This window comes from Novosphingobium sp. LASN5T, assembly GCF_003856955.1.
Taxonomy (GTDB): Bacteria; Pseudomonadota; Alphaproteobacteria; order Sphingomonadales; family Sphingomonadaceae; genus Novosphingobium.
The window spans coordinates 1-13475 of the sequence record NZ_RQSI01000073.1; the positions used below are offsets into that span (position 1 = coordinate 1).

13 protein-coding genes and 2 pseudogenes are annotated in these 13475 nt (G+C 60.1%); 4 read left to right on the plus strand and 11 right to left on the minus strand.

Annotated features, from left to right (window positions below):
• Nucleotides 1-68: 68 nt before the first annotated feature.
• The 3 genes from EH199_RS22770 to EH199_RS22780 all read right to left on the minus strand — a co-directional run bounded on the left by EH199_RS22770 (nucleotide 69) and on the right by EH199_RS22780 (nucleotide 1578).
• Nucleotides 69-500 carry a ferritin-like domain-containing protein gene (locus EH199_RS22770; protein WP_124811361.1) on the minus strand — a complete coding sequence of 144 codons (432 nt, stop codon included), beginning with the start codon at nucleotides 498-500 and terminating at the stop codon, nucleotides 69-71.
• An 87-nt stretch (nucleotides 501-587) separates the two neighbouring features.
• Complete coding sequence (locus tag EH199_RS22775; protein ID WP_066528266.1) at nucleotides 588-944, minus strand: nuclear transport factor 2 family protein; 357 nt, start codon at nucleotides 942-944, stop codon at nucleotides 588-590.
• Between the two features lie 112 nt (nucleotides 945-1056).
• On the minus strand, nucleotides 1057-1578 hold the full coding sequence (locus tag EH199_RS22780; RefSeq protein ID WP_081095134.1) for a carboxymuconolactone decarboxylase family protein: 522 nt from the start codon (nucleotides 1576-1578) through the stop codon (nucleotides 1057-1059).
• A 185-nt stretch (nucleotides 1579-1763) separates the two neighbouring features.
• Between EH199_RS22780 and EH199_RS22785 the strand changes: the two genes are divergently transcribed.
• On the plus strand, nucleotides 1764-2699 hold the full coding sequence (locus tag EH199_RS22785; RefSeq protein ID WP_124811362.1) for an AraC family transcriptional regulator: 936 nt from the start codon (nucleotides 1764-1766) through the stop codon (nucleotides 2697-2699).
• Nucleotides 2700-2908: 209 nt separating this feature from the next.
• Here EH199_RS22785 and EH199_RS22790 read toward each other — a convergent pair whose 3' ends face one another.
• The 8 genes and pseudogenes from EH199_RS22790 to EH199_RS22830 form a co-directional block, all read right to left on the minus strand.
• On the minus strand, nucleotides 2909-3439 hold the full coding sequence (locus tag EH199_RS22790; protein ID WP_190287400.1) for an AlpA family transcriptional regulator: 531 nt from the start codon (nucleotides 3437-3439) through the stop codon (nucleotides 2909-2911).
• A 392-nt stretch (nucleotides 3440-3831) separates the two neighbouring features.
• Complete coding sequence (locus EH199_RS22800; RefSeq protein ID WP_124811363.1) at nucleotides 3832-5076, minus strand: site-specific integrase; 1245 nt, start codon at nucleotides 5074-5076, stop codon at nucleotides 3832-3834.
• 360 nt (nucleotides 5077-5436) lie between these two features.
• Nucleotides 5437-6304, minus strand: a pseudogene (locus EH199_RS22805) (IS3 family transposase); the annotation flags it as partial.
• Between the two features lie 364 nt (nucleotides 6305-6668).
• Nucleotides 6669-8438 (minus strand): oleate hydratase, encoded by a 1770-nt coding sequence (locus tag EH199_RS22815; RefSeq protein ID WP_025291896.1) that lies wholly within the window; start codon nucleotides 8436-8438, stop codon nucleotides 6669-6671.
• A gap of 29 nt (nucleotides 8439-8467) precedes the next feature.
• Nucleotides 8468-8797, minus strand: coding sequence for a 3-hydroxyacyl-CoA dehydrogenase family protein (locus tag EH199_RS24855; RefSeq protein WP_223806881.1), 330 nt, complete (start codon nucleotides 8795-8797; stop codon nucleotides 8468-8470).
• Nucleotides 8792-9328 (minus strand): annotated as a pseudogene (locus EH199_RS24860) (3-hydroxyacyl-CoA dehydrogenase NAD-binding domain-containing protein); the annotation flags it as partial. The gene EH199_RS24855 and the pseudogene EH199_RS24860, both read right to left, overlap by 6 nt.
• Nucleotides 9325-9822 carry a thioesterase family protein gene (locus EH199_RS22825; protein ID WP_025291894.1) on the minus strand — a complete coding sequence of 166 codons (498 nt, stop codon included), beginning with the start codon at nucleotides 9820-9822 and terminating at the stop codon, nucleotides 9325-9327. The pseudogene EH199_RS24860 and the gene EH199_RS22825, both read right to left, overlap by 4 nt.
• Nucleotides 9819-10481: a TetR/AcrR family transcriptional regulator gene (locus EH199_RS22830; protein WP_223806878.1), complete on the minus strand. Its 663-nt coding sequence runs from the start codon at nucleotides 10479-10481 to the stop codon at nucleotides 9819-9821. Before EH199_RS22830 ends, EH199_RS22825 begins: the two co-directional genes overlap by 4 nt.
• Nucleotides 10482-10583: 102 nt before the next feature.
• Between EH199_RS22830 and EH199_RS22835 the strand changes: the two genes are divergently transcribed.
• From EH199_RS22835 to EH199_RS22845, 3 genes are read left to right on the plus strand one after another with little or no spacing between them, the layout of a single operon-like run.
• Nucleotides 10584-11678 (plus strand): catalase family protein, encoded by a 1095-nt coding sequence (locus tag EH199_RS22835; RefSeq protein ID WP_223806879.1) that lies wholly within the window; start codon nucleotides 10584-10586, stop codon nucleotides 11676-11678.
• A gap of 41 nt (nucleotides 11679-11719) precedes the next feature.
• Complete coding sequence (locus tag EH199_RS22840; protein ID WP_025291891.1) at nucleotides 11720-12331, plus strand: hypothetical protein; 612 nt, start codon at nucleotides 11720-11722, stop codon at nucleotides 12329-12331.
• A gap of 3 nt (nucleotides 12332-12334) precedes the next feature.
• Complete coding sequence (locus EH199_RS22845; RefSeq protein WP_223806880.1) at nucleotides 12335-13354, plus strand: peroxidase; 1020 nt, start codon at nucleotides 12335-12337, stop codon at nucleotides 13352-13354.
• Nucleotides 13355-13475: the final 121 nt, after the last annotated feature.

The window sequence follows — 13475 nt, forward strand, 5'->3', positions numbered from 1 at the left end:
TCCCGAAGATCCTGTGAAAGCGTTCGTGCCATCCATGCTGGCCTCCTGACACCAGCAGGAAGTCTGAATCACAACGGCGCCGCGAAGGGAATCCCTGACGAGTCAGTTCGTGTGGAAACCGCTCTAAGTGCCGAAATATACTCGGCATCGGTCTTGGGTTCGACAGGCTTTGCACCAGCCGTCGCGATCAGCTTGGCAAGTGAATCGCGGTGCCCCTCGTGATGGCCGAGGAAAACCAACGCAACGTCGAGCACGCCTTTGCTGAGCAGCCCGCTTCCGCCGGCAATGCGATACGCAGCGATACCTTCATGTTCAAGTGCAAGAGCACCCTGCATCACGCCGACATCTGAGCTGACGGTATCGCCGCGGCGCGCTATCTTGCGTGGCGCGGCCAGCAACGGTGCGTTAAGGGTGGCGAGCCCAAACCCAGCCGCGGCAATTCCAGCTGAACGGAACAGGGCACGGCGGGACTGGATGGCAACTTCATTTTCATTGGACATGAGATTTCCCTCTGTTGGAGTAGTAAATTACCCGCGCGCTGTGCGCCGGGATTCAAGTCGAAACGGAGCCAATCGGGTCGCCCGAGATCAGGCCTGGGTGTAGTATTTTTCTGAGACGATCTTGCCGTCCCGCCAGGTGCGCACGAGCGTTTCGTGCCAGATGATCGGGCTGCCATCACCGGCCGTCATCTTGAACGTCCATTCGCTCGCCGAGAAATTGTCCCCGACGGCCTGGCCGTGCAACGTCGCGCTTTCGAAGCTCTTCAGGCTCGCGAAAAAGCCTTCAAGATGTGCGCGCTCTGCAGCCTTCGAAGTGCGGCTTGCGCCATCGGGTTCGATGAATACGCAATTGTCGGCATAGTACTGGTCGATCGACTCAAGGATTCTGCCCTGAGCGGTGAGCGCGTTTGATGCGCTTTCGGCAGCTTCTATTGGATTGGTCATTGGCTTTTCCTTCGGATTGAATGTGATTGAAGACCGAGTTGGGCCGGTTCGCTGGGGGCGGCGAACCGGCCCGTTCGGGTCGCCTAAACAAACAAGGCGCTCCGCGAACGCATCAGCGGGAGATCATTTTCGGTCCCCGCGATATGGTTGAAGTAGTTCGTGAAAATGCTGAGTGTGATGTTCGCGACAGTCTCGACACCGGCCTCATGATCGGAACCGGCGTGGTGAGCGTTGCGAGTTGAGCTGCCGTTGTCTGGCCACGTAGGCGAACGACTTCGCATGCGACGCCCGACAGAGCGGCGGTCTTGGGATATGACGATCTGCCAATCAAATTCCTGGCCATTTCGTCGGACGAAAGACCTGCTCCCTTGCCGCGTCCCGTATGCACCGAAGCGCAATAATCGCACACATTGGCACCGGCGACAGCGAGCGCAATCTGCTTGCGGTTCACATTTGACAGGTTTCGTGCGGCGAGTGCTCCGGCAACTCCAAGATAACCACTGCGCCCGGCCGGTGATTGCGCCATGGTGGCAAGAATATTGGGCATGCCGCCGGTCTGTTTCTTGACCGCATTTAGCAGGTCTTGGGTTTTCGACGGCGCAGACGCGGCATCAGTCTGGGGAATGGTCTCCACGACAAATCTCCGTGCAGTTCCTGGCGAAGGGTTAGCAAGTCCGTCGACGCTTGATTGCGCGTCGGTGGGAGGTAACGCAATGCGGTGGTGTCATTTTGCGACTTCTGGTCAATTCGTTGGGATGACCTGCAACGTTTCGCGAATAGTCTTGTGGACTTAACGAGCGCCGGTGCTAAGCAACCAGCATGACCGATGTACTCAGCGACGTGCTCGACACAGTAGCACTGAAAGCCACAATTTACTTTCGCACCGATTTTTACCCGGCGTTTAATATCGCCGTCCCTAGCTACAGGCGTGCAGCGCGCTTTCACCTAGTGGTACAAGGGACGTGCTACGTCACCCTCGCCGATGGGACGCGCACAAAGTTGCGAGCTGGCGATCTTGCCCTTGTTCCCGGCGGCGCTGGCCATTTGCTGTCGAGCAGCGAAACCGTTGAAGGGCAACCGCTTGGCGATGTCATACAGCAAGCAGGCTTCACCGGCTCGGGGCCGTTCATCGTCGGGAGCGGCGAAGCCGGCGAATCCTGCCAAATGGTATGCGGCCATTTCTCCTTTGCCGATGGTGCAGACCACCCGTTGCTACGTTCGATACCGGACTTGTTGCATGTTACCGCAGCGGACCGTGCATCACGGCCCATGCTTGACGACGTTCTGCGCCTGCTTGTGCGCCGCATGTTTGAGGGCGAACCGGGAGCCACAGCTAGCGTCAGCCGCCTGTCCGAGGTGCTGTTCATCGAGGCGATACACGCCGGCATCGCGCAGGCGCCCGAAATCAGCCGTTTGATGTCCGCTGTCTACGACCCTCAGATCGGCAAGGCACTCAGCCTCATTCACGGTGATGTCGCCCATGGATGGACTGTCGAAAGCCTAGCGGCGGCCGTGGGGATGTCGCGCAGCCGCTTTGCCGAGCGCTTTCGCGAGCTGGTTGGCAGTGGCCCGATGGCGTATATAGTGGACTGGAGGCTTCAGCGTGCGCTCAACCTACTCGCGGAAAGCAATGTCCCGATAAAGACGGTTGCCAATCGCGTTGGCTATCGCTCGGCTGCCGCTTTCACGCGCGCGTTTTCAGAGCGCTTCGGCTGTTCGCCCAAAGAGCGAAGGATGAGCAGCAACGCAGCGTAGAAGTGGCGAAGCCATCGCGGTCGACCGCATAAACTAATTCTTGCTTTTGCTTAATCAACTCGTCGAGCCTGTTCATGACTTTTAGAATATTGATGTATTTTCCCGAATTCAAACTATTGATAGGCGATCTAATCAGCCGGTGACGAAAGATACGGCAAATGCTGCATCTGAGCAATAGGGTGGTGCATGGGCGTCAGACCTGAATACGCCTAGGGTCCCGCATCCTCGAGCAATTCCAGTCGCCGCGTGAAGTTATCAGGCTCCCCGACATGCAACTCGAGAAAGCGATTGGCCTCTTTGACAATCCGCGCCTCTACCACCGCTTCGCGGTCGATTCTTGCCTGGGCGTGGAGCCACTCGGTGACTTCCAGCCAATCCCAGAGAGGACTGTTGGAGGTGACGCGCGCAACCGGACTGGGGAAGCCTGAGCCACGTTCCGCCTTGGTATAGAGCGAGATCGCCTGACGGGTGAGACCTGAGCGCTCGGCAATGTCACTGAGGTTCACCAGATAATCCGGCTCGACCCGTTCGATCTTGGCACCCGTTTTGAGTATATCCTTATAAGCGGTTGTGACAGCTTTGGAAAATGACACAGCTTGACGGGCGAACTCGGCGATGATCACGCCCTTCTGGAACGAAAGCGTCGCGTCGTCGCAACCGGCCTCGAAGAAGCGGTCTTCGTAGCCGTCCGCCTCGGGATCGAGGCCGGAGGCGACAATCGTGAACTCATGCGTCTTCATCTCACTCACTCCGCTTGCCCGTGCGGGCACCGCGCCACATCCCGTCGTATAGCCTTGGCATGGTTCTCCGCATTACGCGGCGTGCTCCACACCGAGACCATGCAACCGTCCCGGTCAGCCCAAGCGCAGTAGAGCCGCCCCCAGGCGTGGCCACTGATCGGAACGACCCGCCAGCCCAGTGTTTCCGCATGGGCAACAGCAGCTTCAATCTCCTTGTTCGGATGGCGTGGCCTAGCCATTCAACCGACCTCCTTATCGCCTATATGTTGACAAATGTCAACGGTATCTGCGGTGCCCCTTTTGTTTCACTGCCGTGCTGCTCCGCTGCGTTCGACGCGGGCCGAGAGGCGCAGCTAGCCATGGTCTGGAATCAGACCATGCGTCTCATTGGCCTATGTCGACAGGATGGACCGCAGCTTCGCGTCCCAAGCATCGAGAGCGGTGCGCTTCTCATCGTCATATTTGTAGCGGTTGTAGATCCCCGCGACCCCTGCCCTTGTTCCGCTGATATGGTTGAGCACGCTTTCTGTCACCTCGACGGGGACTCTCAGCGACTGGAGATGGGTTGCGCCGGTTCTGCGGATATCGTGTAGTCGCCAGTTCGGAACGTCTACCTGGTCGGGGTCTCCTCCGTCCTCGATCTGCTTCGCCTTCAGGTGCGCGATCATGTCCTTGTGGAGAGCCGCCCTTCCCTTGAAGAATCCCGAGACGGGGGTCGTGCCAGTGGTCGTGAATACGAGACCCTTGCGCTTCGGGCCAAGCAGCTGCAGTTCTGCCAAAGCGAGGCTTGTCAGCGGTATGACATGTTCCTGATCATTCTTCGCCCGATCGGCCGGCAAGGTCCATCTACGCGCATCGATGTCGATTTCAGACCAGTCCATCTCGGCAACTTCCTGACGCCGTTGCATCGTTAGGATCAGCATCCGCACAAAGGGCCCCCACGGCCATCCGGAATTCTCGGTCGCCCTCCACAAGGCCACAACCTCGTCGTCACTGAGCACCCTGCGTCGCGATGGAACGGCCTTCGGAGCCTTCATCCCGGCCAGCGGCGAGACATCGATATCCTGCCGGTCGGTCGCCCAATTGAAGAACTTGCGCAGGAGCGAGTGGATCTCCTTGCGCCGCGCCGGGCGATCGGAATACTCATCCAGCACCTTCACGATGTCAGCGCGGGTGATCTCATGGACGGGGCGGTTGCCCCAGCGCGGAATAAAAACGTTGTGGATCGTGCAATTCGCCGAGCCCCACGTCCCCCGCCAGTTCGGCTTGAGATAGAGCTCGACGAACCTCTCGCTGTAGGTCCGAAAGTTCAGCGTCTCCTTTTTCCGCTTCGCTTCACGCTTGGCTTCAACCGGGTCGATCCCCTGATAGACCAAGACCAGCAGCCGCTCGGCTTCCTTGCGCGCCGTGGCCGGCGTCCAGGGACTGCCGACAGGCCCAATTGTCTTGCGGCGCGCAGGCCCGCCGTCTACCCGATACTGGAACACAAAGGACTGTGCTCCTCTTGGCGTAATGCGAAGTCCGAAGCCCTTCAGCCGGGGGTCCCACACGTAAATGTCGCGGTGCGGGTCCGGTGTAACGGATTGAATGGTTCGCAATGTGATTGACTGATTGGGCATGATCTGGCGCTCGTCCACGTAATCGCCACGTAATCAGATGTCGGGATTACGCTGGCGTAGCGAAGGGTAATCCACGGCGGATTTATTCCAACCGTTTCAAGCCCTTGAGCGTAGTTTGGCGTAGTATTGGAAAGGAACGAAAAGGGCACAAAGCTCCGCTCTTAATCAGCGGGTCCTTGGTTCGAGCCCAAGTGCGTCCACCAAATTCTCCTTATTTTCCAGTCGGTTATCGACCTCGCCGAAACAGGCGACCGAGAGCGTTCTTTCGCTAGGTAGCTCTCTAGGTAGCAGCGCGCTAATTCAGCGCTGCGGCTGCTCAGCCTCCACACATCAGCGTTCACGGTAAAAGATTCATGGCCTACGCTCTGTCCGACTGCGCTTGAGCGAGTCGTCGATACACACGCTGCCATTATCGGACCGTATATGTGCTGGTGGGCCGCGCAGGACGAACAGGTCGGCCAGGGCCGCCAGAGCATCCTCGTGCCTGAGCTGGCGTGCAACGATGAGCGCCAGGCATTCCCTGCTGGCCTCATCGATGATAGTCAGGATCCGGAACTTGCGGCCCTCATGCGTGCGCCCTTCGACAAAGTGATAGGCCCAGACATGCCCCGGATATTCGGGCCGCAAGCGGATGCACGATCCGTCGTTAACCATAGACGCCCGCGTTTTGGCTGGCGCGGCGGCACCTTCAGCCCCTCGCGCCGCCAGATCCGCTCAACCCGCTTATGGTTCACCGTCCACCCCGCATGGCACAGCAACGCCGTCACCCGGCGGTAGCCGTAGCGACCATATTACTTTGCCAGCGCGATGATGTCCTCGTTCAACGCCTGTTCGTCATCTGCCCCGCGCGGTACCTTGCGCTGTGTCGATCGATGCTGCCCCAGCACCCGACACATCCGTCGCTCGGATACCCAGACTGGCAGATCCCGTCGTACTTGATCGATGCAGCGCCGTCGCCGCGCGGGGCTCAGAAGTTTCCCTTTGCAGCCTCCTGCAGGATCAGCTTGTCCAGCGTCAGGTCGGAGATCGCCCGGCGAAGCCGCTGGTTCTCCTTCTCCAATTCCTTCATCCGCCGCGCCTGGTCGGTCTTCAGGCCACCATATTCCTTGCGCCAGCGATAATAGGTCTGCTCGCTGACCGCGATCCGCCGGCACGCCTCGGCAGTCGAGGCCCCCTGCGCCAACGCGATCTCAACTTCACGCAGCTTGCCGATAATCTCTTCCGGCTTGTGCTTCCTGCTCGGCATTCAATGTCCCTTTCGTGGTCCAGACTATCATAGTCTCTGGGCCACTCAGCAGGGGGCAGATCATTCTAACCGTCACGCCCCGCCGAAGCGGGATAGCGCTGTGGATCGGCCACGAACTTGGCCTTGCATCCCGCCGAGCAAAAGACATAGCGCTCGCCCTTCATACTCCGCTTCATGGGCCACGGTAGCGGGATCGACCACCATTCCGCACACCGGATCGAGCGTGGTAGAGCGGGAGGCCGTATCATCATCCCGCCCTTCATTGCCATGGAGAGCATGGACCTGCCCGCCTTCAGTCGCTGGCTCGCTCTCTGGGTCATCGTTGGCCATCCTTCACCTTCCACTGCGCCTGCGGATTCACCGCTCACTCTTTCGAGATCAGGTCGTACTCCTCGAGCAGTTTCGCGATCTCGGTGCCTTCCAGCTTCTTCATCAGCAGCTTGCGCAGGAAGGCCGGCCCCGGCACGTCGATCCCCTTTCCATCACGAAGCGGTGTGACGGCGGCAAGCAGCGTGCGGATATCGTAGGTCGAGTTGAACACTTCGGGTACCCCGCGCTCGACATCCATGAGAGTGTAGACGGCCTCCATTGGTGTCCGGACCGAATATTCGGTCGTGAAGATGCAGTCACGCTGCTTCGACTCCGCAAACTGGCCGATAAAGGCGAAATTGACCGCACCTTCCGGCACGACGTCTGGCCGGTCGCCGGCCTGGCGCGGCATGAAGAAAGCGGTGATGTACGGCATCATCGTCGGCACGGTGCTGGCGCCCTTCGCGGCGAGTTCCGGGATGTCCTCGACAGGCACCCCGAGGTGATAGAGCCACTCCTGCGTGATCTCCTCGCCAGTGCACTCCTGCATCGGCTTCTTCACATAGTCACCGGGCTTGTCCACGAAGAGCGCATAGAACCAGGCGATCATCTGGTCCTTGGGCTGTTTCTTGAAATGCGGTTGGCGATGCACCGTCCAGCTCAACAACCATGCGGAATCCTTCACCGTGACAATGCCGGCCGAGACGATCTTGCCAGTGAACGGGTTACGCTTGGTGATCTTTTCGACATACTCCGCAATGCGGGGATCGGTGGCCGTGATCGACGCCGACGCCCATTTTGTTTCCGGGATATGGGCGCCGAACACATCCGGGCGTCCGAAAGCCGTATCCTTCGCCGCGATGCGCCGCCACAGGTCCCAGGCCGGTGCCGGGCCTTCGTTCAGCTTCGCCGGCGTGTGGTGGTCGCCGTTGTCGGAATTCTCGGTCAGCGACCCGATGGTGATGAAAACGAGGTCATCGGGGCCGAGATCGACACCGCCTTCCTCGCCCTTCTCCTTCCAGTGGATGCGGGTCGCCTGCTTGCGGCCCTCCTGGATATCGAAATCGACATCCGTCACCTCGACGCCATAGCGGAACTTCACGCCCCGTTCCGTCAGCCACTTCACCAGCGGCAGGACCATCGATTCATACTGGTTGTAGCGGTTGAACTTGAGCGAGGAGAAATCCGCCAGATGTGCGATGTGATGGATGAAGCGGTGGATGTAGAGCTTCATCTCCAGCGCCGAATGCCATTCCTCGAAGGCGAACATAGTGCGCCAGTAGAGCCAGAAATTGCTCTTGAGAAAATCTTCGCTGAAGACCTCGTTGATCCGCTTGTTCTCCATTTCCTCGCGGGTCGCGAGGAAGATCGAGATCAGGTCCTTCTGCGCCCGGTCGTTCAGCGTCAGCAAATGCTTGTCTGGAACGTCCTGCCCCTGGTTCTGGGTCGTGCGCTGAAGTGAGAAATTGGGATCGTCCTTGTTGAGCCGATAGAACTCATCGAGAACGCTGGCGTCCTCGATTTCCAGCGAGGGGATGGAGCGATACAGGTCCCACAGGCATTCGAAATGCTCTTCCATTTCGCGGCCGCCGCGGATGACGAAACCCTTGTCCGGCACATCGAGACCATCGAGCGCGCCGCCGGGAATATCCAGCTCTTCGAGGATGGTGATACGCTCACCGGCTATACCGCCGTCGCGGATGAGGAATGCCGCGCCGGCGAGCCCCGCGAGACCCGAGCCGACGAACCAAGCCGTCTTCCTGTCAGCGCCTTCCGGCTTGCGGGGACGGACAAACGCTTCATAGTTTCCGCTGCTATAGTGCATGGCGAACTCCTCTTGTTCTTGTGGTCGGATCAGTCGGCGGGCTTATAGCTGTAGAAGCCTTCGCCCGAGGCGATGCCCAGCTTGCCCTTGTCGATGTAGTTTTCCTTCAGCCATGCGGCGAGCGACCGGGCATGCTTATCGCCGTGGGAAAGAATGTTGTAGGGCGTATTAAGTCCTATCATGTCGTAGATTTGGAACGGCCCCATCGGCGCACCCGTTGCGATCCGCCACACCTTGTCGACGTCATGCGGATTGGCATAACCGCCTTCGGCGAGCTCGGCCGCGGCGTTGAGCAGCGGCACAAGCAGGGAATTGAGGACATAGCCCGCCTTTTCCCTGCGTATGGGGATGGGCACCATGCCGATATCAGAAGCGAATTTGAGAATAGTGTCGATGACCGCCGGATCTGTCTCGGGCGTTCCCATCACCTCGGCCGTATTGAATTTCCAGATGTTGTTGGCGAAGTGCAGCGCCAGGAACCGATCTGGCCGGCCAGTGAAATCCTTTAGATCGCTGGGCAGCAGCGTCGAACTGTTGGTGGCCAAGATCGTGTCCGATGGCGCCAACCTTGCCAGCTTCTCATAAAGCGCCTACTTGATCGCCAGCACTTCTGGCACGGCTTCGATAACCAGATCGGCATCCGCAACGGCTGCAGCCAGATCGCTTGTCAGTATAATCCTGCCCATTGTGTCGGCTTGCAGGTCCGCCGCGCCGGTCACCTCTTTGCGATAGGTTTCGACCAAAGCTGCGAGCCGCAGCCGCGCCTTCTGCAGGCTCTCGTCATTGATGTCGTATGCGACTACTTCAAAGCCGGTATAGGCCGACTGGAATGCGATCTGGCTGCCCAGCACGCCCGTTCCAAGCACTGCGACTTTTCTGATTTCGGTCATGCGTTCCTCTCCTGCCCTGTGGCATCGCGCAGAAACGGCGCCGCGACTTCAACAGGCACCCGGACCAGCTTGCCAGTCGCTTTTTCGATCAGCGCCCATTGGGAAAGGGCCGACACGAGTACCGTGCCCTTGTTGTCGGTGAAGTCGACGCGGCGCGAATAGCGCGCCCCGCGCGGTCGTCCCTCAACCCAGGTGACCGCGGTTGCATCCTCACCCGCCCGGACATTGCCGCGATAATCGACCTCATGCCTGAGGACCACCGCGACATAGGTGTCGGTATCGCCTGGGCGAGCCGCCGCGAACCAGTGCGCCACCGAGGCATCCTGGAGCCACGTCACCCAGACCGCATTGTTGACATGATCAAGTTCGTCGATGTCGTGTTCCTCGGCCCGGAAGCTGATGTGGAAGCGACATTGTTCGTCTATCTTGCCCGACAGCGGGTCGCCCGCAGCATCGCAACCGATCCGTCGGCGCTTGAGGCCGTCCGAGTTCATGGCTTTGCAGGCTCCAGCACATCGAGCCCCGCCATGGCGCGGAAAAAGCCGACCAGCATCTCGTCGCGCGAGATGGCCCCTTCGACATCACCCTGGACGGCCAGCCCCATCCAAAGCGCATAAAGGCCGATGCCGGCCTGCTCTGCCGGCAAGGCCGGCCGCAGAGAGAAACGCCTGACGAGGTCGGCCACGAGCTCACCGAACATCCGATAGCAAGCCGCCTTGCCCTCCCGGTGTCGCTCGGCAAAGGCCGGATTCCGTCGTGCATGAAGTTGCAGTTCGATCGAAAGCAATGACCATTGAGGTTCTTCGGCCAGCTTCGCGAGACGGTCGGCGAGCACCTCGAGCGTCGCCTCGATATCGTCCCCGACGCACTGCGCAACGATATCGCGCAAGAGCGTGACTTCGTCCTGTATGTGGCTCTGCAGTATGTCGACCAGCAGGTCATCCTTGCTGGCGAAGTTGGAATAGAACGCGCCCTGCGAATGACCCGCCGCGCTGCAGATGTTGCGGATCGACATTGCCGCCACGCCTTCCTCTACGATTGAGGCATGCGCCGCTGCGATCAATCGATCCCGGGTCTGACGCTGTGTTTCCTTGCGCGTAGGTCGCATGACGTTCGCCCTCAAAAACAGCCACGCCTTTGAAACTTTTGCCATCGATCGGCGTTGACCGGAAAACCAGATACCACCTGATATCCCGATTGGATGACAATTTCGAGGCTAAATTGCTCATCCGTCGTCAAATCCTGCCGCAAAGGAGTGGCCTTGGCTGACACCTATATTCTCTACTCCCCTGATGTGGAGATGGTTGGCGATGACGAAGATCGTCTCACCGCCGAAATTCTCGAAATCATGGCTTCGACCAATCGCAGGGCGTTCGAGCGGCACCGGCACGCGGTACGGGACGCCCATGCCAAGAGCCATGGGTTCCTGAAGGCCGAACTTATCGTCCCCGAATTGCAGCAGCATCTGCGCCAAGGCCTGTTTGCGCGACCCGGGACCTATCCGGTGGTGATCCGCCTTTCCTCGGCGCCGGGTGACATTCACTCCGATACCATTCCCGCCCCGCGTGGAATGGCCATCAAGGTCCTCGGCGTCGAGGGCGAACGGCTGCTGCCCGGGGACACTGGACGCAATCAGGATTTTCTACTGGTGAATATTCCAGTCCTGAGCTTCGGCACGATCGGCAAGTACCGCCAGCTCATCGGGCTCCTCGAAAAGAATGCACAGAATCCGGCCTTCCTCCAACGTGCGATGGCCGGGGTCGCGCGAGGCGTCGAGGCAGCGGTCGAGGCCGTCGGCGTGGAACCGGGCGCGACACTGCGCGGCCTCGCCCGGGACAATGATCATCTCCTGGGTGAGACCTATCACTCGATGGCGGCGATCCGCTTCGGCGATTACATCGCCAAGATCAGCGCGGCGCCGCTGTCCGACAATGTCCGGGCGCTCACGGGCCAGGATGTCGGCACGGTCGAGGATTCCACGATGCGAGACCTGGTGGTCGAGCATTTCCGCGAGCAAGGCGCCGAGTACCAGCTCCGGGCACAACTCTGTGCCGATCTGGACAAGATGCCGGTCGAGGACGCGGCCGTGCTCTGGCCGGATGACCTGTCGCCGCACCAGCCGCTCGCGACGCTGCGCATTCCGCCGCAGGACGCCTATTCGCCCGCACGACGCGTCTATGGCGACGATGTCCTCTCCTTCAACCCGTGGCACGGCATCCGCGAGCATCAGCCGCTCGGCTCGATCATGCGGGTGCGGATCGCCGCATATGAGCGGTCCACCCGCTACCGCTACGAGATGAACGCCCAGCCGCGGGTTGAGCCGACGAGCATCGACGCCATTCCAGACTGAGCCTGCACAAACCTGCCAGATTTCGAGAAAGGAGGCCTGTCATGGCCGATACCGAAGAAGCACCTCAGATCGATGAAACCCGCCTGCAGGCCATCCGCCGCAGGATCGAGGAAGTTGCCGGCGATGCGCCGCAACTCGCCAAACTGGCGCTCGAGCAGATGGTCACCAAACATAATCCTGATCTCAAGGGTACGGCGGGTTCCGCCGGTCGGGTCGGCGCGCAGTCGGGCAATGTCTCGGAACTGACAGCAATCGCCAAACTGAAGCCTGGCGGCGCCGATCGGCTGCGGCGCATTTTCGGCCTGGTCAACGGCAATTTCGACGGTGCCCAGAAAGTGGGCACGCTCCACAATATGCGCTTCGTGTTCTTCGACAACGACACGCGCATTCTGTTCGCGACCGCCTATGATGGCGACTGGGACACCTATATCAACGACTTCGCCACCAAGATCCCGGATTTGATGGACCTGCTCTTCGCCTCGGTCGAGGGCTGGCCCGGCATCGCCAGTCCCAAAGTCAAGGACTTCATCGCCGACCACCAGATCACGGCGGCCGGCTGGTTCGTCGCCAATCCGCAGGTCACCGTCGTCGATGTGCGCCGGCTCCAGCGCATGGAGCACGCCGTCAACGAATTCCTCGACAAGGTGGGCTGACCAATGGCTATCCTTCAAAAGCTGAGAGAGCGTTTCCGTCGCGACAGCGTCACGCTCGATCTCCACGATATCCAGGCGCTGATCCTGCGCAGCCGACCCGAGCCTTATGTCGGCCTCCATGCGATGCTCCACTTCGATGAGGCCGAGGGCGCGCGCGATCTGCTCGGTCGTCTGGCGCCGCATATCGCGTCCGCCGACAATTGGAGTGAGGATCTCGATTTCTGGATCGGCGCGGCGCTGAGCTTCGAGGGCCTCAAGGCGCTCGGCGTCCCCGATGCCCAGCTCAAGACCTTTCCCCTTCCCTTCCAGCAGGGCATGGCCGCACGACGCGAGCAGTTGCGCGATTTCGGCCCGAACGCGCCAGAGCATTGGGAAGAGGTGTTCAAGCCGGGTAACTGCCACATGGCGCTGACCATCTACGCCGTAGACGATGCAGCGCTGGACAAGGCACTGATTGCAGCACGCGTCGAGCTCGACCGGAGCACCGGCGTGACGTTGCTGGGAGAGCATCGTTTCGGCGCGCCGGGCGATGCCAAGAACCCGTTTGGTTTCAGGGACTCCATCTCTCAACCTGCAGTCGAAGGCAGCGGCGTCGATCCCATCCCCGGCGAAGAGCGTCCGATCAAGGCCGGCGAGTTCATCCTGGGTTATGAAAGCGAGAACGGTCAGCCACTTGGCATGCCGGAGCCTGCTGCGCTCGGAAAGAACGGCACCTTCGTCGTCCTGCGCAAGTTCCAGAGCCGGGTCGGCTGCTTCAACGCTTTCCTCAAGGCACATGGCGAGACGTCCGAGGAACGCGAGCTTCTGGCGGCCAAGATGTTCGGCAGGTGGCGCTCCGGTGCACCGCTGACCTTGTCGCCGGATCATGACGATCCGGCACTGGGCGCCGATCCGCTGCGCAACAACGACTTCAATTTCAAGGACGACCCCAAGGGCCGCGTCGTGCCGCTCGGCTGCCATATGCGTCGGCTCAATCCGCGTGATTCCGAGCTCACACTGCTGACCGACGTCAACATCTGTTGATTTCTGCTGAGAGTTGACCCGGGATTTTCATCGAGAAGTGACCCTGGTGGGTGTTATGTCCCGCGCTGCGGGGTTTGGGTCAAGCGGGTGATTTTTCCTTTCTGGATTTTGGGGCAGCGGT

Bases quoted from the DNA above. Each gene is read 5' to 3' on its own strand.
- EH199_RS22775 (WP_066528266.1), bottom strand. From the start codon at position 944: ATGACCAATCCAATAGAAGCTGCCGAAAGCGCATCAAACGCGCTCACC.
- EH199_RS22840 (WP_025291891.1), top strand. From the start codon at position 11,720: ATGGCCGATACCGAAGAAGCACCTCAGATCGATGAAACCCGCCTGCAG.
- EH199_RS22785 (WP_124811362.1), top strand. From the start codon at position 1,764: ATGACCGATGTACTCAGCGACGTGCTCGACACAGTAGCACTGAAAGCC.
- EH199_RS22790 (WP_190287400.1), bottom strand. From the start codon at position 3,439: ATGAAGACGCATGAGTTCACGATTGTCGCCTCCGGCCTCGATCCCGAG.
- EH199_RS22770 (WP_124811361.1), bottom strand. From the start codon at position 500: ATGTCCAATGAAAATGAAGTTGCCATCCAGTCCCGCCGTGCCCTGTTC.
- EH199_RS24855 (WP_223806881.1), bottom strand. From the start codon at position 8,797: ATGGTGCCCATCCCCATACGCAGGGAAAAGGCGGGCTATGTCCTCAAT.
- EH199_RS22825 (WP_025291894.1), bottom strand. From the start codon at position 9,822: ATGAACTCGGACGGCCTCAAGCGCCGACGGATCGGTTGCGATGCTGCG.
- EH199_RS22845 (WP_223806880.1), top strand. From the start codon at position 12,335: ATGGCTATCCTTCAAAAGCTGAGAGAGCGTTTCCGTCGCGACAGCGTC.
- EH199_RS22830 (WP_223806878.1), bottom strand. From the start codon at position 10,481: ATGGCAAAAGTTTCAAAGGCGTGGCTGTTTTTGAGGGCGAACGTCATG.
- EH199_RS22815 (WP_025291896.1), bottom strand. From the start codon at position 8,438: ATGCACTATAGCAGCGGAAACTATGAAGCGTTTGTCCGTCCCCGCAAG.